The organism is Bradyrhizobium betae (assembly GCF_008932115.1).
Lineage (GTDB): Bacteria > Pseudomonadota > Alphaproteobacteria > Rhizobiales > Xanthobacteraceae > Bradyrhizobium > Bradyrhizobium betae.
The window spans coordinates 5,371,032-5,387,363 of sequence record NZ_CP044543.1; the positions used below are offsets into that span (position 1 = coordinate 5,371,032).

23 protein-coding genes are annotated in these 16,332 nt (G+C 60.9%); 19 read left to right on the forward strand and 4 right to left on the reverse strand.

The window, feature by feature from the left end; genetic code table 11:
• Positions 1-74 precede the first annotated feature (74 nt).
• Positions 75-245, reverse strand: a complete 171-nt coding sequence (locus tag F8237_RS35985; protein WP_154696374.1) for a hypothetical protein — start codon at positions 243-245, stop codon at positions 75-77.
• A gap of 56 nt (positions 246-301) precedes the next feature.
• Here F8237_RS35985 and F8237_RS25795 point away from each other — a divergent pair, with 56 nt between their 5' ends.
• From F8237_RS25795 to F8237_RS25805, 3 genes are all read left to right on the forward strand, one after another.
• Entirely contained in the window at positions 302-577 is a 276-nt protein-coding gene (locus tag F8237_RS25795; protein ID WP_151649053.1) for a hypothetical protein, read from the forward strand.
• A 427-nt stretch (positions 578-1,004) separates the two neighbouring features.
• Positions 1,005-1,580, forward strand: a complete 576-nt coding sequence (locus F8237_RS25800) for a portal protein (protein ID WP_151649054.1) — start codon at positions 1,005-1,007, stop codon at positions 1,578-1,580.
• A gap of 376 nt (positions 1,581-1,956) precedes the next feature.
• Positions 1,957-2,559, forward strand: a complete 603-nt coding sequence (locus F8237_RS25805) for a hypothetical protein (protein WP_151649055.1) — start codon at positions 1,957-1,959, stop codon at positions 2,557-2,559.
• A gap of 217 nt (positions 2,560-2,776) precedes the next feature.
• Here F8237_RS25805 and F8237_RS25810 read toward each other — a convergent pair whose 3' ends face one another.
• Both F8237_RS25810 and F8237_RS25815 read right to left on the reverse strand, forming a co-directional pair.
• The gene (locus F8237_RS25810; RefSeq protein WP_151649056.1) at positions 2,777-3,253 is read right to left on the reverse strand and encodes a hypothetical protein; all 477 of its coding nucleotides are present in this window, start codon (positions 3,251-3,253) and stop codon (positions 2,777-2,779) included.
• A gap of 203 nt (positions 3,254-3,456) precedes the next feature.
• Positions 3,457-3,762: a hypothetical protein gene (locus F8237_RS25815; protein WP_151649057.1), complete on the reverse strand. Its 306-nt coding sequence runs from the start codon at positions 3,760-3,762 to the stop codon at positions 3,457-3,459.
• A 104-nt stretch (positions 3,763-3,866) separates the two neighbouring features.
• Between F8237_RS25815 and F8237_RS25820 the strand changes: the two genes are divergently transcribed.
• Genes F8237_RS25820 through F8237_RS25835 form a run of 4 tightly spaced genes read left to right on the forward strand, consistent with a single transcriptional unit; the run spans position 3,867 to position 7,416 of the window.
• Complete coding sequence (locus tag F8237_RS25820; protein WP_151649058.1) at positions 3,867-4,532, forward strand: hypothetical protein; 666 nt, start codon at positions 3,867-3,869, stop codon at positions 4,530-4,532.
• Positions 4,533-4,590: 58 nt separating this feature from the next.
• Positions 4,591-6,252, forward strand: coding sequence for a portal protein (locus tag F8237_RS25825; protein WP_420837972.1), 1,662 nt, complete (start codon positions 4,591-4,593; stop codon positions 6,250-6,252).
• Positions 6,245-7,144 (forward strand): HYD1 signature containing ADP-ribosyltransferase family protein, encoded by a 900-nt coding sequence (locus F8237_RS36690; RefSeq protein ID WP_201280153.1) that lies wholly within the window; start codon positions 6,245-6,247, stop codon positions 7,142-7,144. The genes F8237_RS25825 and F8237_RS36690 overlap by 8 nt, the downstream gene beginning before the upstream one ends.
• Entirely contained in the window at positions 7,141-7,416 is a 276-nt protein-coding gene (locus F8237_RS25835) for a DUF6881 domain-containing protein (RefSeq protein WP_151649059.1), read from the forward strand. Before F8237_RS36690 ends, F8237_RS25835 begins: the two co-directional genes overlap by 4 nt.
• A gap of 230 nt (positions 7,417-7,646) precedes the next feature.
• Here the strand turns inward: F8237_RS25835 and F8237_RS25840 are convergent, their stop codons facing one another.
• Positions 7,647-8,105 (reverse strand): hypothetical protein, encoded by a 459-nt coding sequence (locus tag F8237_RS25840; protein ID WP_151649060.1) that lies wholly within the window; start codon positions 8,103-8,105, stop codon positions 7,647-7,649.
• Between the two features lie 109 nt (positions 8,106-8,214).
• Here F8237_RS25840 and F8237_RS25845 point away from each other — a divergent pair, with 109 nt between their 5' ends.
• The 12 genes from F8237_RS25845 to F8237_RS25900 all read left to right on the forward strand — a co-directional run bounded on the left by F8237_RS25845 (position 8,215) and on the right by F8237_RS25900 (position 16,331).
• A complete protein-coding gene (locus tag F8237_RS25845) occupies positions 8,215-8,514 on the forward strand; it encodes a hypothetical protein (protein WP_151649061.1) in 300 nt (99 codons plus the stop codon).
• 233 nt (positions 8,515-8,747) lie between these two features.
• Positions 8,748-9,770 (forward strand): hypothetical protein, encoded by a 1,023-nt coding sequence (locus tag F8237_RS25850; RefSeq protein ID WP_151649062.1) that lies wholly within the window; start codon positions 8,748-8,750, stop codon positions 9,768-9,770.
• Between the two features lie 113 nt (positions 9,771-9,883).
• The gene (locus F8237_RS25855; protein WP_151649063.1) at positions 9,884-10,726 is read left to right on the forward strand and encodes a hypothetical protein; all 843 of its coding nucleotides are present in this window, start codon (positions 9,884-9,886) and stop codon (positions 10,724-10,726) included.
• Positions 10,727-10,801: 75 nt separating this feature from the next.
• On the forward strand, positions 10,802-11,293 hold the full coding sequence (locus tag F8237_RS25860; RefSeq protein ID WP_151649064.1) for a hypothetical protein: 492 nt from the start codon (positions 10,802-10,804) through the stop codon (positions 11,291-11,293).
• 278 nt (positions 11,294-11,571) lie between these two features.
• Positions 11,572-12,537, forward strand: coding sequence for a DUF5309 domain-containing protein (locus tag F8237_RS25865; RefSeq protein ID WP_151649065.1), 966 nt, complete (start codon positions 11,572-11,574; stop codon positions 12,535-12,537).
• A 77-nt stretch (positions 12,538-12,614) separates the two neighbouring features.
• A complete protein-coding gene (locus tag F8237_RS25870) occupies positions 12,615-12,977 on the forward strand; it encodes a hypothetical protein (protein WP_151649066.1) in 363 nt (120 codons plus the stop codon).
• A gap of 1 nt (position 12,978) precedes the next feature.
• Positions 12,979-13,290 (forward strand): hypothetical protein, encoded by a 312-nt coding sequence (locus F8237_RS25875; protein WP_151649067.1) that lies wholly within the window; start codon positions 12,979-12,981, stop codon positions 13,288-13,290.
• A complete protein-coding gene (locus tag F8237_RS25880; protein ID WP_151649068.1) occupies positions 13,290-13,622 on the forward strand; it encodes a hypothetical protein in 333 nt (110 codons plus the stop codon). Before F8237_RS25875 ends, F8237_RS25880 begins: the two co-directional genes overlap by 1 nt.
• Positions 13,619-14,272, forward strand: a complete 654-nt coding sequence (locus F8237_RS25885; RefSeq protein ID WP_151649069.1) for a phage adaptor protein — start codon at positions 13,619-13,621, stop codon at positions 14,270-14,272. The genes F8237_RS25880 and F8237_RS25885 overlap by 4 nt, the downstream gene beginning before the upstream one ends.
• A gap of 9 nt (positions 14,273-14,281) precedes the next feature.
• Positions 14,282-14,713: a hypothetical protein gene (locus F8237_RS25890; protein ID WP_151649070.1), complete on the forward strand. Its 432-nt coding sequence runs from the start codon at positions 14,282-14,284 to the stop codon at positions 14,711-14,713.
• Positions 14,714-14,723: 10 nt separating this feature from the next.
• Positions 14,724-15,857 (forward strand): glycine-rich domain-containing protein, encoded by a 1,134-nt coding sequence (locus F8237_RS37260; protein ID WP_154696375.1) that lies wholly within the window; start codon positions 14,724-14,726, stop codon positions 15,855-15,857.
• A 27-nt stretch (positions 15,858-15,884) separates the two neighbouring features.
• Entirely contained in the window at positions 15,885-16,331 is a 447-nt protein-coding gene (locus F8237_RS25900; RefSeq protein WP_151649071.1) for a hypothetical protein, read from the forward strand.
• Position 16,332: the final 1 nt, after the last annotated feature.

Consider the following 16,332-nt stretch of genomic DNA (forward strand, 5'->3'; position numbering starts at 1 on the left):
TAGCAATGTCAGCGTTTGGAATACTGATCGACCTGATTGGATATTCGATAGCGCGAGCTGCCTTGCCAGTCCTTTCATTCGGCCGGATCCATGTCGAACCATTCGTTGCAACTCCGCAGCCGTTGCGATGGCCGTGGTATCGTCGGGATGCCGATGGAAGAATTGAACTGCGGCAAGGCGCTGCGGGCTGGATCGGGTTTGGGATATGCCTTCTGATGGTGCTTACCGCGGGCACCTTGCTTCATGCCATCTCTTGATTTTCCGGTGCCGCCTGTATCCGGCGTGAATGGAAGAGCTGCACATGGATGACGTCGTTTCAGTCTGCATCGGCTGGCTATATTACATTTTCATCGAGTTCATCGGACGCACGGTCGCGCGCGCCGTGCTGCCCGTCGTGTCGTTTGGCAAGATCTATGTCGAGCCGCTGACGTCGTCCTCCCGACCGTTCAATTGGATGGGTTATCGGAGAGACGACGTTGGCCGGATTGAGGTCGAAGGCACTGCCGCCGGATTGATTGGCCTCGTCATCATCACGGTGGTGGTTCTGCTGACGAGTTGGTTCTTCACATTCGACTGACGCACTCGGGGAACGCGATCGCGCGCTTCTCCCGGTGCAACTTTGAGGAGCGCGTAACCGGAGCGTAAGGACGTGAGGCCGCCTGCTGCACCCGGATCTCTGTTTCGACAAGGTATACACTGTCGATGGAGGGCAACTCGCCGGGGCGTTCAGTCGTGAGCGGTCCATCCTTTGCCGATCGCTTCGGAAATTGGACCGTGTCCCGGACCGGCGCCGCACCCGTTCCGGGTGAAATCGATTATGGGCCGGCTCCGCAAGCATCTGCCCCTGCGCTCCTCGGGGATATCCGTCGTCTGACTCGGGTGCCTACGGCGGGTCGCTGACGAGGGTTCGAGTGCGGGCTCCGGCGACCTGCGGCGGCAGCACCACTTTCGCCCCGTCGCGCATCGTCAACTACCGACCAGCATTGCCAACTGAAAGGGCACTCATGCCAAAGATGCCAGTCTCCGAAGTGAAGGCGATGCTCGCCTCCGAGAAAGCCAACGCGCTGGCCGCGATGTCGGCGGCGCGGCTGGCCGAGGAGCGGGCCGACGCGATGGACTATTATCTCGGCGACATGCGCAAGGACATGCCGGCGCAGGACGGCCGCTCGCGCGCGGTGTCGACCGACGTCGCCGACACCATCGAAGGCCTGATGCCGTCGTTGATGGACATCTTCGCCGGCTCCGACGAGGTGGTGCGCTTCGAGCCGGTCGGTCCGGAGGACGTAGCGGCCGCGCAGCAGGAAACGGATTACGTCAACCACGTCTTCATGCAGCAGAACGGCGGCTTCATGGTGCTTTATTCCTTCGTCAAGGACGCGCTGCTGTCGAAGGCCGGGATCGTCAAGGTCTGGTGGGAGGAGCGGGAAGAGGAGAGCCGCGAGACCTACTACGATCTCACCGACGACCAGTTCGCGCTGCTCGCCCAGGATGTCGCGGAATCGAACGGCGCCATGAAGATCGTCGCTCATACGGTGCATGACATGAAAGATCGGAGAGAGACGTCGCAAACCGCGTCCTGACCACAGGCAGTCTTGTATGGCAGGTCGCAACGTGAGCGCAAACGCTGGGTGGCACCTCGCCGCCTGAATGACACGTCGATGGCCCAACGCTGGGTGGGCGCGACATCACATCCAGATGCGGTCGGTCGCTACTTTTTCTCGACGCGTCCGAAGACTCGGAGGAATGCGAGGCCCGAAAGCCCCGCCACGTAAGCGAGAAATAACGGTCCAAGCACCTCGGGGCCGAGAATGGCGACCCACAAGACCCCGAAAAAGCCGAGTAGCAGGGCGTGTACGAGGGCAGTTCTCAGGCAGCCTCCACTTACTGATCCCGGAGGTGGCGGCATCTTCAATCTCGCTGATGTTCTGTCTGTAATCGTAACATGGGTACAATGAAATGGCTGTCGATAATTTGCTGCTTCGGCTGACGGCAATGTTCGGAAAAGGGGCGCTGTCGAACAGGCTTTCGCAATATGACCCACCCTCTCGCGGCGATATTCTTCATGATGGTCTCGTCGGAGCGGGGAAGACCTGGGGCGGCATCCTCGGGACTGCGGCGGGAATAACTGGCGGAGAGGCTGTTGGTGGTCCGTACGGAGCAACTGCGGGCGCGTTGGCACTGGCACCCGCGGGGAATCTCGCAGGAGGTTGGGCTGCGCACGGTGCCTATCTTCAAGGTCTGCTCATCAACGACATCCTCACGCACCCCGAGAACTGGACCGTTGACGCCGCAGGTGCGATCGTCCCGGCAATGCCAGCGATTGCGGCTGATGCGCCGCGGCAGAGTGCGAACCGTTCGAGCGTATTCGATACCGGCGCATCTCCGCTTCAGTATTCCCCGGCTTCGAAAGCAAGGACGGGCGGCGTTCCCACGATGATCTCCGCTGTGCCCGGCATGGATCCATTGAAACCGGCGCCGCAGGCAGGCGGACTGCTTGGGATGCTCCAGGACTACATGCGCGACAATTCTGACGGCCGCGCAAGGCGCTTCTCGGATTGACATCGAATTGAACGTTCTGTATTTTGTTCTTGCTATGTTCTGTAGATATCATAGATTGTAAGGCAGTAGCAACACCCGAAATTGCCACGGAAGTGGGCGACTTGAATCGAACTCAGTTGGACTGATCACGTCTTTTTTTGCACTCGCTGTGATCTTGTACTTCATCGCTTAGTTCTGAGCCGGTCTCGTCAGTGATGCAGCGGCAAGAAGCAGGGCTTCAAATGATGCGAGCGACACGATAGCCGCTGTCTCGTGCATCCAGCCTGGGCGTGCAGGCAGCATCGACATCGGCGCCCCTAGGGCCAGATTGTTGAGCACGATGCGGAAGTCGTTGAGATGCAGCCCTGCGCTGAAAAGAAGAGCGCCAATCCAGATCGCGGCGAGGATGGTCAGAGGCAAGGTCATGACGATGGCCGTCCGGATCTTGAGCCGCTTCAACCGAAGCCGCATGATTTAACTTCAGGACGCGACCAATCGTCGACGATAAGACGGTGAGAATCAAAGCTTCGAGTGATGCGAGCGATACAATAGCCGCAGCCTTGTTCGCCAAAGTCGGACGCACAGGCAGCATCGACAGCTCTGCGCCCGGAGATATGTTGTTGAGCACAACTCGAACGTCATTGAGATACAGGCCTGCAATGAACAGAAGGCCCAAAATCCAGATCACGACGAGAACAACCACAGGGAAGGTCATGGTGCAAAACACCTGGATCGTGAAACTGCTTCAAGCACCGCCAAAGGCTGTGTAGCGGTCAAGAGTGTGATGGCGGGGGACTAAAACCCTGATCTCGGGGCGGTTTCCAGAGTCGCATACGCTAAAGATGGCGATCTTCATCGAGTTGCGATCGGGCAGAGCTTCTTCGATCACTTGAGGATCGCTGCGCGAAATGCATTTTTTCATGAGAAGAGGATCGCCAGAGCCACAAGGCCGCCGAGCGTCCAGAAACAGGCGATGATGTCGGTCTCGCGAACGCGCTTCTGATATTCCCTACCGATGTCCGTCAGATGCGACGGTTCGACGTAGTTGCCGAAGAAGCGAAAGCGCCTGAAGCTGAAGAACAGCCGAAAGTCGGAGGGCTCCCAGCAGGTCTCGCCCGGCGCGATATTGTTGAGGACGAGACGGCTGTAGTTCAGGGCGCGGGCAAATAGAAAGGCAAGGCCCGCGACCCAGAACAATACAAAGCCGATTTGCAGCCAATTCATGTTTCGCCGCCCGACGATCCCGATCGTTTGCCTGCAACCTTAGCTCGTTCGCGTGATGGGCCGCAATGGGAGGCAAGCAAAATTACGAGTGAGGAATCCTTGCCATGTCCGTCAACGAGAATGGAAATCTTCGAGCCGATGGAGTTTCAATCTCTCTGCCGGTTGGCCCTTTTGGAATTGGTGGCTCGTACTACTGGAATCCCGGTTCGCCGACGTCTCCGCCGCTTACCGTGACAGGTAGCGTGGGGTTCGGAGGAGGGGGGCTGGGGTTGTCGTTCCTGAAGGCCGGGATGCGGTCGGAGGACACTCTCGGCTATGGCGCGAGTGGTAATCTGTTTCCATTCGTCCCGACCTTGAACGTATCCATCCCGGACGCGAATGGAAGGCCTGAGCTTTCGAAGAGCAGAGTGTCCTCTTTAGAGATCGGGCCAGCGCGCCCTGGCCTGGCTGCCACATACACGTGGACCCCAGAACAGATTGCTGAACGCCTGAGAATGTTCTTCGCGCCTCCAGCAATGGGACCGATCGATGAGGTTTCCCCGCTAGTCCGGACACTGACGTCCAGCATGGGGACGATCGGCTCGATAACTGCTGCGCCGGTGAGAAACTTGAGCATGAACGATCGGCATTCGCTCGGCGGCGGGATGAGTGATTGGAGGGCGTCGACCACGCTTGCTGGCTTGAAAGATCGGCAACGGGCGCCAGAGAACCAACAGCCCGGCGGACTGCTCGGCATGATCCAGGACTACATGCGCAACAACGCCTACTAGCGCGATTTTTCGCGACCGCTTCGAGCGCTCGCCTACCGAACTGAAAGCTCAATCAAACATGCCCGTTCCCTTGCTAGCCCCGGCGCCGTCTGCGCCGATGGGGTCTCTCGTCACGCACGACGTCACGATCGTCACCACGCGCAAGCGCGCGCAGGCTCGGGTGATGGGCGTGCCGCCGGAAGAATTCGGTATCGAGCGCGGTGCGCGCAGCATCCGAGACTGCAACTACTGCTTCCACGAGGTCGTCACCAAGACCGAGGCGCAGTTGATCGCGGAAGGCTTTGATGCCGGCCAGATCAGGGCCTTGCTGCCGCACACCGGCACGACCGAGATCGAGACGCTGGCGCGCGACACGGTGGAGGAGCATCTGTCTGCGACCGCCGGCGGCGGCAGCGCCAATTCGGCGGCGCGGCTCGTGCGGATCACCGAGCACTATGTGCGGATGGATTTTGAGGGCTCGGGACGTCCGTGCCTTTACCAGGTGATCACCGGTGGCGACCAGGCCGAGATCCTGCGCAAGGACGGCAGGGACTGCATCACGCCTTACGACGAGATGCCGTTTGCGGCGACCACGCCGGTGCCGGTGACCCATCGTTTCTTCGGTCGCTCGATCGCCGATCTCGTCATGCCGTTGCAGCGCGAGAAGACAGCGCTGAAGCGCGGGGCGCTCGACAATCTCTATCTGCACAACAATCCGCGCGTCGAAGTCGCCGAACAGAATGCCGGGCCGAATACCCTGGACGATCTGCTGGTGTCGCGTCCGGGCGGCGTGGTCCGCACCAAGACGGCAGGCGGGCTGAACTGGCAGGTGGTGCCCGACATCACCACATCGATCTACCCGATGCTGCAGTATATCGACGCCGAACTCGAGATCCGCACCGGTCTCGGCAAGCAGACGCAGGGCATCGACGCCAATGCGTTGCAGAACCAGTCGGCGACCGCAGTGGCACAGGTGTTCTCGGCCTCGCAGATGCGCATCAAGCTGATCGCGCGCATCATGGCCGAAGGCGTCCGCGACATCTTCGCGTTGCTGCACGGCACGATCCGCAAGCATGGCCAGCGCGAGGAGACGGTGCGGCTGCGCAACGCCTGGGTCGACGTCAATCCGCGCAACTGGAAGACGCGAGACGACATGACCATCAATGTCGGCCTCGGCGCCGGCGGCAAGGCGCAGCAGTTCGCCCAGACCATGGCAATCGCCAATGTGCAGAAGGAGCTGCTCGCCGGCGGCAAGGTCAACCTCGTCGGCGACCGCCAGCTCTACAACACCGCGGCCGAGCTGACGCGGATCATGGGGCACCGCAACCCCGACCAGTTCTTCAACGATCCCATGGCCGTCAATCCCCAGACCGGGCAGCTCCTGCATCCGCCGCCGGCCCCGCCGCAGCCGCCGCCAGATCCGAAATTGCTGGCGCTCCAAGCGCGCGTTCAGGCCGACCAACTTGCCGCCGCGCACAGAGTGCAGATCGAACGTGAGAAGGCGCAGGCCGACGCGATCCATCTCCAGGTCAAGACGCAGGGGGAGATCGAACTCGCCAAGATCAAAGCCGCGCTCGACGCCAAGATGACGGTGCTCGAGACGCATCTGAAGGCGGCAATCGAATCGGGGAAAGTGCAGCGTTCGTATCCGCCGGGCGCGCGCATGGCGAAAGACGGCCACCACTATCTGCCGGACCCGAACCGCCCCGGAAAGCACCTGCTGGTCGTTCATCATGGCTGATTATTCTCTGGTGCCGGTCGAGCATCAGCCGGACTTTGAGAATGTCGCTCTCGTTCCAGTCGACCACGATCCATTCAGTGATAGCGGCAGAGTTCAGCAGGCGCAGTTTGAACAGCCACAGACTCTGCCTCAACCAGCGCCGCAACTCCAGCCGCAACAGAATGCCGCGCGAGCCGGTCAGTCCGCCGTCACTGCCCAGGCACCCGGCAACGTCTCCGTCGGAGTGAGCGGCAGCACTGCCGGCGGCAATCCAAAGAGTGGTTTCAACGACCCGACTACCGCACCCCGGTCTGCGAGTGGCGACAGTTCGCCATTTGCGAAGGGCTTATTGCAGGGCACGGTCAATGCTATGGTGCCTGGCGCCTACCATTCTAGTTTAGCCCAACAGCAGTTCCGAGCCGGGAATTATAGTGCTGCTACACTTTACGGGGCAGAGGCGCTCGTAGACGCCGTACTTGGAGCTGCCACTCTGGGCGCCAGTACGAGGTTGGGAGCGGGAGTACGCGCCGTCGAGACTGTCGCGCCCGCCGCGACGGAAGGTGTCCGAGCGGGCCGGACCCTCTATCACTACACCGATGAGGCAGGTCTAAATGCTATCCTGAACGAGCAAAAGCTTAATCCTTCTCTGAAGGCTTTAAGACCACGCGATGTCCGGTATGGAAACGGTCAGTACCTAACCGATATTGAACCGGGTGCTACGAGTGCAAAGGAACTTTCGAAAGCCCTCGTAAACAATCCCCACCAAGTGGATAAATTCAGTCACTACCTCGAAATTGACCCGGCCGGTCTGAACGTCATTGAAGGCCGGCCCGGTGTTCATGTTATCCCAAACGAGGTACCTCTGGATTTGAACAACAGAATTCTCAGCCATGGAAAGGTGCCTTACAGATGACCTATCTTAAGGTAAAATGGATTCATGCGTATCCCAATCAACCAGTGCTTATCTACAGCGAGTTAGATCACGACCGTTGGGAGCTTCGTAAGGTCGAGATATTCCCCGACGGAAGGATGTTGTATGCTGATCCTGAAGTCGAATTCAAGGAGACGGGTCTGAGCATGGAGCCATTGCCGTCCTTTGAGAAGATCGCCGCCGATCCCGAATTCGAGCCGGAGGTCATATCAAAAGCGGAGTTCGAACGGATTTGGGCAAAGGCGACCGCGTAGGGCTGCTGCTCGCTGCTGCATGTGACATCCGTAAGTACGACCAGTAGTTTCTGATCGTGCGGCTCGGCAACGCCGGGGGCAATGTTGATCCGCGCGGTTAGAAGGCCTGTGGCGACATGACGATCAATGTCAGCCTCGGCTCGTGCGGCGAGGCTCGGCTTTGCGCCGCCCAGCAACCATCCCCGGATTTGATGCTACGCGACCTCATGCGGGCTTGGTTGCGCAGTACGCTAGGCACCACGGAGTACCTTACAAGCGTTGATAGGGAAACAGGCAATGGTCGTTTTTGAACGGACTGCCCCTGCGCTTTCTGAGCTGGACGGGATGGCGTGAAAGTAGAGCACGTCGGTGCATGGACTTGCCAGCAAGATCGTGATTGTGTGGCTGGATGCGTCTAGGTTGAAGTCTCGCGGTTCGGACGCTTGCTGAAGCAACCCTCTGCCGCCGCAACCGCCGCCCGATCCGAAGCTGTTGGCCATGCGGGCGCGGGCCAGGTCGACGCCGCGCTCGCCGCGCATCAGGCCCAGCTGCAGTAACAGAATTCGCAGAACGACGCGATCCACCTCCAGACCATGGCTGATTATTCCCTGGTGCCGGTCGAGCATCAGCCGGACTTCGAGAATGTCTCTCTCGTTCCGGTCGACCACGATCCGTTCGGCGCTGACGGCCTGAGTCTTCGGCAAGGGCAAGGGATGGGCCCACAACGCCGCGACCTATCTCTTGGTCAAGAGACATGCGCTCGCCGAGATCAAGGCCGCCCTCGATGCCAGCAAGGGCCTAACAACGAGAAAGAAACCAATGTCTGACGAGAGCACACTGGAGCGCGCGGCGGCGAGGGCAGTACGCGCCGAAACATTGCTTGATGACGAGCTACTGAACGAGGTGTTCGACACGCTCGAGAAGAGCTACATCGCCGCCTGGCGCGCCACCACGGTCGACGATGCCGCCGGCCGCGAAAAGCTCTTCCTCGCCATCAACATCGTCGGCAAGGTTCGTGATCACCTCGCGGGCGTGGTTGCCAACGGCAAGCTGGCGCGGGCGGAGTTGAAGGAGCTTGCGGAGACGGCGGAGCGACGGAAGCGGTTCGGGATCATTTAACAGTTGCAACCGAAGCGAGAGTGGTGAATTATGTTCCTTGTTTGTTCTGTAAGATCCGTTTAAGACCAAGGAAAATTCATGCGGGCCAGGACTCCAAGGCTCCGCTTGGCACTCCGATTCAAGATGACTGTCTGCGACTAAGCATCGGGGTTCTCGCGCACATAAGGCTGGTCGGAAACCAGGCTGCGAATAGCATGCTCATACGGAACTTCAGGCGCATCGGTCTGATCTGCATGTCGCTCGCCCTTGCGAGCTCGCCAGTCTCGTCGCAAGAGGCGGAAACGAGAATTCTCGGCATCCATCTTGCCATGTCTCCCGAACTGTCGCTGTACGATCAGCGTATCAATCAAAAGATATTGGATGCGTTGTTGCTCTATGCCCGCCGGAGTCCCGACGTCGTGCCGTGCGAAGTGCACCAGCCCTATCAAATCGACTATGTCTTCGGCGATTTCGCCGTGGCTGCTCGACACTCCAGTCCGGTCACGCTTGTGAAATGCCTTGGCGGCGTGGTCCGTTATGTCCTGCAGGAAGACATCACCGAGGTCGCCTTTCTAGCCGCTCGCGCATCCGAGGCCCGTATGGCGCGCGAATATAGCAAGCTTGACGCGAAGATCCCGCAACGAGCAGATGAAGTTGCGGAACGAATGGCGCTTCTCTCGATCTATCGAAAGCATTCGCCGCTCCACCAGTTGCTTGCGGTTGATGCGAACGCAATATCGGCGCTCTCTTTCGACGAATTCTCTCGCTGGCTCGAGCGCAACCGCAAGGCGGGAAGATTTACCTTCCGCGGTTCAAAGAAGCTGCTGGAAGCACTTGATCTTCCCGTGCCGGACCCAATGGTCCTGCAGCCGATCAGCTCGCTGGCGTCGGCTCGGATGCCCGCTGGCGTTCTCGTCGTTGACAGCGAGCCTGCCGGGATTGCGGCGCTGATCGCGTTGTTTTTGGAGCATGACGAGACGCTTTCCATCGATGAGAAGGCAAAGCGGCGATTTGCCCGTAACCGAGATGACCCATCGAAGCTGGGCGACGGCTACGATACCATCGCGCGCGCGTCGTGCCGTACCTACGACCATTTTGGTGATATCTGGTTCACGATGCCGCTCAGGAAGGCCGAGAGTGCGTCTTACTCCGATTTTTGCCGGCAAGTGCTCGAGCTGAGCCGTGACAACGACATTGCGACCGTCGTACGCTTCAGTCCGGACGGTTCGAAAGGCCTGTATGCCTTGCTGCCGCCGGCCTGCAAAGCGTCCGACTAATCTTCCACCGAGAGTGGGTTGTTAACCTCTGGCGAGGCCCGCCAGCTTCGACGATCGGTCCGCAATTCGTCAGGGTTTGTAGGAAGCAATGGTTCGATCGGGAGAGCTTGAGAATGTTCCAGGTCAAAAACGCGGTCTTTCGTTCGCTCACAGGACTGCTCTCGTTCTGCACCTTCACTCTCCTCCTTTTCGGTCCGTCAGGCGCCCAAGAGAACTTGTTCGACAAGGAGGCATTCCATCGCGCGGCGGACTATTGCCGTAGTGTTGTCGTGCGCCCAATCGCGCTCAGCGAAGACCAGGCAATCCTGTGTCTCGATGGCCGGATCGAGAAGAATGCTTACGTATCGCCGGCGAAGAAGCTGAAGGAAGGCGGTCTCTTCGTCGTTCGAAGCGCCGGAGGCGACATAGCGTCCGCAATTGCTCTAGCCGAGGTGCTCCGTGAACGACGCGCAGTGGTCGTTGTGTACGACCACTGCCTGTCGAGCTGCGCCAACTATCTTTTGATCGCGTCCGATCAAGCTCATGTGCTCAAAGGCGCCCTGGTTGCATGGGACTATGAGAGCAGCGATCCCGCGCTTCCATCATGCGCCAAATTTGCGATGGAAAAGACGCGAGATGGAGATTATCGCCTGCAGCGCGGCTCTTGTCAGCCCTCGGCGGCTGACGAGGCTCAATGGCGGGATATCCTGCTGGCCCAGACCGCCTTTTACAGGGAGCGCATGGTCGACCCGTACTTTGAGCCGCCGCCGGACAATCGCTATCTGCGAAAGGTCGTTAAGTCGCTCAATCCTGATACCCATGCTTACCACTATATCGGGTGGACCCTTCACCCCAGATATTTCGCGAGATTGTTCAAGACCACGATTGTCTACGAGTCCTATCCGAACGAGCAGGCCGAGGTGGACGAGATGGTGGCCCGGCTGCATCTCGACATGAGGGTGATTTTCGATCCGTAGATCGAGCACTGCTCGACGGCGAAGTGAACCGATTCGTTATCCACCCTATGAATTAGAAAGCATGGTGGACTAAAAATGAATGAGATACCGAACGACAGCGATCGGCAGAATCCGATCCTCGACTATCCCGGTTACTATATGCCTGGTTTTTTCTCGTGGCTGCTTGGCGAGATTCCAAAATTTTGTTTTCCAGATTGGGGGCCCATTCCGCAGCTGCCGCGTGAGCGGCCGGTTACGCCGCCGTCTCGGAATCCGAATCTGCCGCCGGCGCACGAAGTTGATCCTCCGGAGCGGCCTCCTGAATGGCTGTTCGGTCCGCCGCGCATCGTCCAAGCCTCACCTGTCTCGCGCCAGACGATTACCCAAGCTGTTCCGTCGACTGCAATACAGCAGTCTCCAACGCCGCTAGCCGATTTCATCATCGATCGCATTCGGGGCCTGCAACAGCAAAGCTCAAGTCAGACTCAGTCTTCTTTCGATACGAAATCTGCACTGCTGCCGTTCAGTCCCACGGCGCCGCTCGTGCCGCACGGAATCGAGTGGGTTGAAGGCGATCCATCCCCCTGAAGGCAGGTCGCCCATCCGACGTTTGACGCGTGTCCGGCCAGGTTGACGCCGCGCAACAACGCCGATCTGGTCAACCATCGTAATTAGGCCGACCCTGCGTGATACGCGCGGGCGCCCGGCAGAGACGTCTCGCGGATCCGCGAACCGGAGATTCAAATTTCCGCGCCATCGCGTGAGCGAGAACGGAAGACGCCAGCAACTCAGGCCGCAGTTTCCAGGAGAGGCGCAGCGACATCGTTGCGTTGTCGGAACAGCTCGGCTGTCACAAGGAAACATCAATGACTCTACCGACTTCCACCTTCGTTACCTACTCCGCGGTGGGTAACCGCGAAGACCTCAGCGATATGATCTATCGTATCGATCCCGTCGACACGCCGTTCATGAGCGGCGTCGACAAGGAGAAGGCGACTGCCGTCAACCACGAATGGCAGACGCAGGCCCTCGCCGGGGCGAATGCCGGCAACGCACAGCTCGAGGGTGACGATCCCAACACCGATACGACGACGCCGACCGTTCGTCTCGGCAATCTCTGCCAGATCTCCTACAAGGTCGCGCGGGTCTCGGGCACGCAGCAGGCGGTGGATCACGCCGGCCGCGACAACGAGCTGGCTTACCAGGAGATGCTGAAGGGTCTCGAGCTCAAGCGCGACCTCGAGACCATCCTGTGCGGCACCAACCAGGCCAAGGTGACGGGCAATACCACGACGCCGCGCAAGACCGCCTCCGTCCTGTCCTGGATCGTGTCGAACACGACCATGGGGACAGCGGGATCGCCGGCCAATCCGGCTGCGGCTGACGGTAGCGGCAGCCGAACCGACGCCTCGTCCCAAATCGCCTTCACTGAAGTGCGTCTGAAGACCGTGCTGTCCTCGATCTGGACCAATGGCGGCAAGCCCGGCACGATCATGACCGGCGCCTTCAACAAGCAGGTGTTTTCGACGTTCACCGGCCGCTCCACTGCGGTCGAGGAGTCGAAATCGAAGAAGATCGTTGCATCCGTCGATGCGTATGAATCCGACTTCGGCAAGCTCAAGGTGGTCGCCAACCGTTTCCAGCGCCCGCGCGATGTGCTGGTGCTCGAGCTCGACAAATGGGCCGTGGCCTATCTCAACGGCCGCAACATGATCTCGATCCCGCTGGCGAAAACCGGCGATTCCGACCGCCGGCAGATCCTGGCGGAATACGCGCTGGTTGCCCGCAACGAGAAGGCCTCCGGCGGCGTGTTCGACAACACCTCCTCCTGAGCGATCAGAATCATCCGTCCACTCTTGTCCACCTCTTGGGGCAGCCTGCGGGCTGCCCCTTCTTTTGGAGAACCCAGATGCCGCTTCCCGGCAATCGCACCCTCAATACCGCCGATCTCACGGCCTACACGCCGTCCTGCGGCGCGAGCCCCGTCGCTGCCTATGTCCGCGTTCCATTTCGCTGCCGCGTGTTGAAAGTGGCCGGCATCCTGGGCGGCGCGATCACGACCGCCGACGGCGTCGTCACCGTCTCGGCCAATGCGACGACGCTGGCGACGTTCACCGTGACGCAGGCAGGATCGGCCGCCGGCCAGTTGTTCTCGGCCGTGCCGCCGTCGCCGACCTATCTCAACGAGGACGACGTGATCGTGCTGACGCCCTCGGGCGCCTCCGGCGCGACGATCCCGATGCATTTCTCGATCTCCGTGAGGGCCGCCTGACATGCCGTTCTTCTCCAAGCAGACTTCCTCGCGCGTCGGTCCTACCCAGACGGTTGCCTATGACGCCAGCGTCGGCGCGACCAACGCCTTTGGACCGGAGACCTATCAGGTCCGCCTGGTCGCCAACTCAGGCTGTTGCTACCGGATCGGCGATGGCGCGCAGACGGCGAGCGTTTCCGATCCTTATCTGCCGGCCAACGTCGTCGAATACGTCACGGTCAGTCCCGGCCAGCGCATTGCCGCGCTGAAGGCCGCGACCAACGGCCTGGTGACGGCGACGGCCGGCACTCTGTGGGTGACGGAGATGTCGTGATGGACGGCGTCCTGATCAGGCCCCATCTCGACAGCAACGGAAGCGAGCTTGCGATCGAGCATGTCCAGGACGTGGCGCCGATCCTGGAATGGAACAAGCAGGCGCGCCAGGACGAGCAGCAGGGCGACTGGGGGCGGCATGTGGCCCGCATTCCCAACGTCATCTACGTCCAATGGCTCAACGAGGCCCATGCGAGGGGCAACACCTCGCTGCGGCTGTTCACGCCCGAATTCGACGCGATCGTGCAGCGGAAGCTCGACGATCCCGAATGGGCTTATTTGCGAACCGACAGGCCGAAATTGCAGGCCGGCTGGTCAGCGGAGCTCGAATGACCGAGATCACCGACTACATCTCACTGCAGACCGCGGTGACCGAATATCTCGCGCGCGACCAGGATACGACGCTGATCGCGCGGATCCCGACCTTCGTCCAGCTCGCGGAAGCCAAATTCAACCGCCAGCTTTTCGTGCGGCAGATGGAGCAGCGGGCGACTGCGCTCGTCGACCCCGGCTCGAACGAGCCGGAGTTCATTTCGCTGCCGTCTGATTTCCAGTCCATGCGCAGGGTTCGGCTGTCGAGTTTGACGGGAAAGCCTTGCCTCGAATTCAAATCGGGGACGCAGATGGACGAATACCGCTTCGCGACGTCCGATGTCGCCGCGCGGCCACGCTATTTCACCGTGTTCGGCAACGAACTCGAGCTCGCGCCGACCCCCGACGCGGCCTACACGATCGAGATGGTCTATCGGCAGAACATTCCGGCGCTTGCGTCGAACGGAAGCAATTGGCTGCTGACCATGGCGCCCGACGTCTATCTCTACGCAGCCCTGCTCGAGTCCGCGCCGTACATCAAGGAAGACGCGCGCATCCAGACCTGGGGGCTCGGATTCACGTCGGCGCTCGCTGATCTCAACAATCTCGGACTGACGTCGACATTCAATGCCGGGCCGATGACGGTGCGTGTTTCCGGACAAGTCATCTAGGAGGCGACAATGGCAAGCTTCAACAAATTCTACTGCTTTGTGCAGGACGTCGCGAACGCGCTGCACGACATGAAGACCGGGACTGCGCAAGTGTACAAGGTGTATCTGACCAACACGGCGCCTGTCGTCACCAACACCGTCTACAACACGCCGGCGGATCTTGCGGCCGGCAATGGCTATACGTCCGGCGGCAACAGCATCGGGACCATCACGGGTGCGCAAACGACGGGGACGTTCAAGTTCGTCGGCGGGACCGATCCGGCGTGGACGGCCTCGGGCGGCTCGATCGGACCGTTTCAATATGCGGTGCTGTACAACGCGACGTCGTCCACCAAGCCGCTGATCGGCTGGTGGGACTATGGCGTTCCCATCACGCTGACCAACGGCAATACGTTCACTGTTGATCTGGACCAGGTCAACGGCGTTCTGACGATCACGTGAGTGAGGGCGCGTGGTCATTGATCATGTTGGGACCGAGTATCGTGCCCGTCGCGTTGTCCTTTCGAGGGATTGGCTGCATCGTCCGAATGATCCGCTGTGGTGGGAGCCGCAAGGCGATCTGACCCACTACAAGATCGTTGCGCGCGGTATTGGCGGCCGCATCCTGTGGCAGGGCCGTTTTGACCATCTCGCGGACGCTCTGCGTTTCTGGTCGGACCTGCTCGATCTCGGGCCAGCTCCGTCGATTTGGGATTTGCCCACGCCGTCGTGGTTTCCGGGCCTGCTGATCCCAGGCGTCGTGTACGAGTTCGCGACCGTTCAGGCCTTCTCGACTGTCGGGACGACGTCCTGGAATGTTCCCGGCTTCGTCTATTCGACGTCGTACCTTGCCGTTGGTGGCGGTGGCGGCGGCGGCGGTGGTCCGGTCAATTCGGACGGCGCAGGCGGCGGCGGAGCGGGTGACGTCGCGCCCGGCAGCGCAACGATGGCGCAAGGGACGAAACAGGTCTCGGTCACGGTCGGCGCTGGTGGTGCTGGCGGTTCGACACGAACGTCACCCGGCACCAACGGGAGCGGTTCGTCGTTCGGCGCATTCGTCACAGCCCCCGGAGGCGGTGGCGGCGGTGCGCAAAGCGTCGCGGCGAACAGCGGCGGCTCGGGCGGCGGCTCCGGTAACGGAGGCGGAGCGGGTGCAGCGGCCGGCGCCGGTGCGAACGTTCGGGCCGGGGGCGCGTCGGCCTCTACCGGTACATTCGGCGGCGGTGGCGGCGGTGGTGCCGGCACGGTCGGCGGCGGCGGCAGCAGCACACAAGGCGGAAGCGGCGGCAACGGTATCGCCAACGCGGTCTCGGGCACGTCTGTCACTTACGGTGGCGGCGGAGGCGGTGGATTCTACGCCGCGGGCAATCCCGGTCCGGGCGGAGCAGGCGGCGGCGGTGCTTCTGGTCCCAGCGGCGCGGGTTCGAACGGTGTTGCCGGCAGCAACGGCCTCGGCGGCGGTGGTGGGGGAGGAAGTTTCGGCGCCAGCGGCGCGGGGACCGGCGGCTCCGGCGGCTCCGGCGGCTCCGGTGTCGTCATTCTCAGCTTCACCCCCGGTCCAGCGATCATTCCTGGAAAATTCATACGTCCTTTGTTGCGGAGGTGACCCTTGGGACAACGTGTCTATTCAACCATGTTCGAGAACGTGACGATTGCGGCCGTGCAGGATGTCGTTGCGTTGAAGGCGGGTGCCGCGAACGGCATCGAGCTTCACGAAATCGATCTGTCTGCAGGTGGCGTCACAGCGCCGGCGGAAATCCGCCTGCGCTTGAAACGTTTGCCCGCGACGGTCACGCTGGGCTCAGGCGGCAGCGCGCCGACTGCCAATTCGATCGATTCCGGCGACACCAGAGCATCGACTGCGACCGCGCACGCCAACGACACGACGCAGGCGACGACATCCGGCACGCCCGCGCTTCTCGCCGCCTGGCAATGGAATGTACTCACCCCCTGGCAATATCTGCCCGCGCCCGAGGATCGCGAAACCATTCAGGCCGGCGAGGCTCTTGTTCTCGACATTCCGGGTGTCCCGGCATCGACGATCGTTTCCGGCACCGTCAAGTGGCGGGAGCTGCCCTAAG

Coding starts and splice junctions, on each gene's coding strand:
- F8237_RS35985 (WP_154696374.1), bottom strand. CDS start 245: ATGAAGCAAGGTGCCCGCGGTAAGCACCATCAGAAGGCATATCCCAAA.
- F8237_RS25795 (WP_151649053.1), top strand. CDS start 302: ATGGATGACGTCGTTTCAGTCTGCATCGGCTGGCTATATTACATTTTC.
- F8237_RS25800 (WP_151649054.1), top strand. CDS start 1,005: ATGCCAAAGATGCCAGTCTCCGAAGTGAAGGCGATGCTCGCCTCCGAG.
- F8237_RS25805 (WP_151649055.1), top strand. CDS start 1,957: ATGGCTGTCGATAATTTGCTGCTTCGGCTGACGGCAATGTTCGGAAAA.
- F8237_RS25810 (WP_151649056.1), bottom strand. CDS start 3,253: ATGACCTTCCCTGTGGTTGTTCTCGTCGTGATCTGGATTTTGGGCCTT.
- F8237_RS25815 (WP_151649057.1), bottom strand. CDS start 3,762: ATGAATTGGCTGCAAATCGGCTTTGTATTGTTCTGGGTCGCGGGCCTT.
- F8237_RS25820 (WP_151649058.1), top strand. CDS start 3,867: ATGTCCGTCAACGAGAATGGAAATCTTCGAGCCGATGGAGTTTCAATC.
- F8237_RS25825 (WP_420837972.1), top strand. CDS start 4,591: ATGCCCGTTCCCTTGCTAGCCCCGGCGCCGTCTGCGCCGATGGGGTCT.
- F8237_RS36690 (WP_201280153.1), top strand. CDS start 6,245: ATGGCTGATTATTCTCTGGTGCCGGTCGAGCATCAGCCGGACTTTGAG.
- F8237_RS25835 (WP_151649059.1), top strand. CDS start 7,141: ATGACCTATCTTAAGGTAAAATGGATTCATGCGTATCCCAATCAACCA.
- F8237_RS25845 (WP_151649061.1), top strand. CDS start 8,215: ATGTCTGACGAGAGCACACTGGAGCGCGCGGCGGCGAGGGCAGTACGC.
- F8237_RS25850 (WP_151649062.1), top strand. CDS start 8,748: ATGTCGCTCGCCCTTGCGAGCTCGCCAGTCTCGTCGCAAGAGGCGGAA.
- F8237_RS25855 (WP_151649063.1), top strand. CDS start 9,884: ATGTTCCAGGTCAAAAACGCGGTCTTTCGTTCGCTCACAGGACTGCTC.
- F8237_RS25860 (WP_151649064.1), top strand. CDS start 10,802: ATGAATGAGATACCGAACGACAGCGATCGGCAGAATCCGATCCTCGAC.
- F8237_RS25865 (WP_151649065.1), top strand. CDS start 11,572: ATGACTCTACCGACTTCCACCTTCGTTACCTACTCCGCGGTGGGTAAC.
- F8237_RS25870 (WP_151649066.1), top strand. CDS start 12,615: ATGCCGCTTCCCGGCAATCGCACCCTCAATACCGCCGATCTCACGGCC.
- F8237_RS25875 (WP_151649067.1), top strand. CDS start 12,979: ATGCCGTTCTTCTCCAAGCAGACTTCCTCGCGCGTCGGTCCTACCCAG.
- F8237_RS25880 (WP_151649068.1), top strand. CDS start 13,290: ATGGACGGCGTCCTGATCAGGCCCCATCTCGACAGCAACGGAAGCGAG.
- F8237_RS25885 (WP_151649069.1), top strand. CDS start 13,619: ATGACCGAGATCACCGACTACATCTCACTGCAGACCGCGGTGACCGAA.
- F8237_RS25890 (WP_151649070.1), top strand. CDS start 14,282: ATGGCAAGCTTCAACAAATTCTACTGCTTTGTGCAGGACGTCGCGAAC.
- F8237_RS25900 (WP_151649071.1), top strand. CDS start 15,885: ATGTTCGAGAACGTGACGATTGCGGCCGTGCAGGATGTCGTTGCGTTG.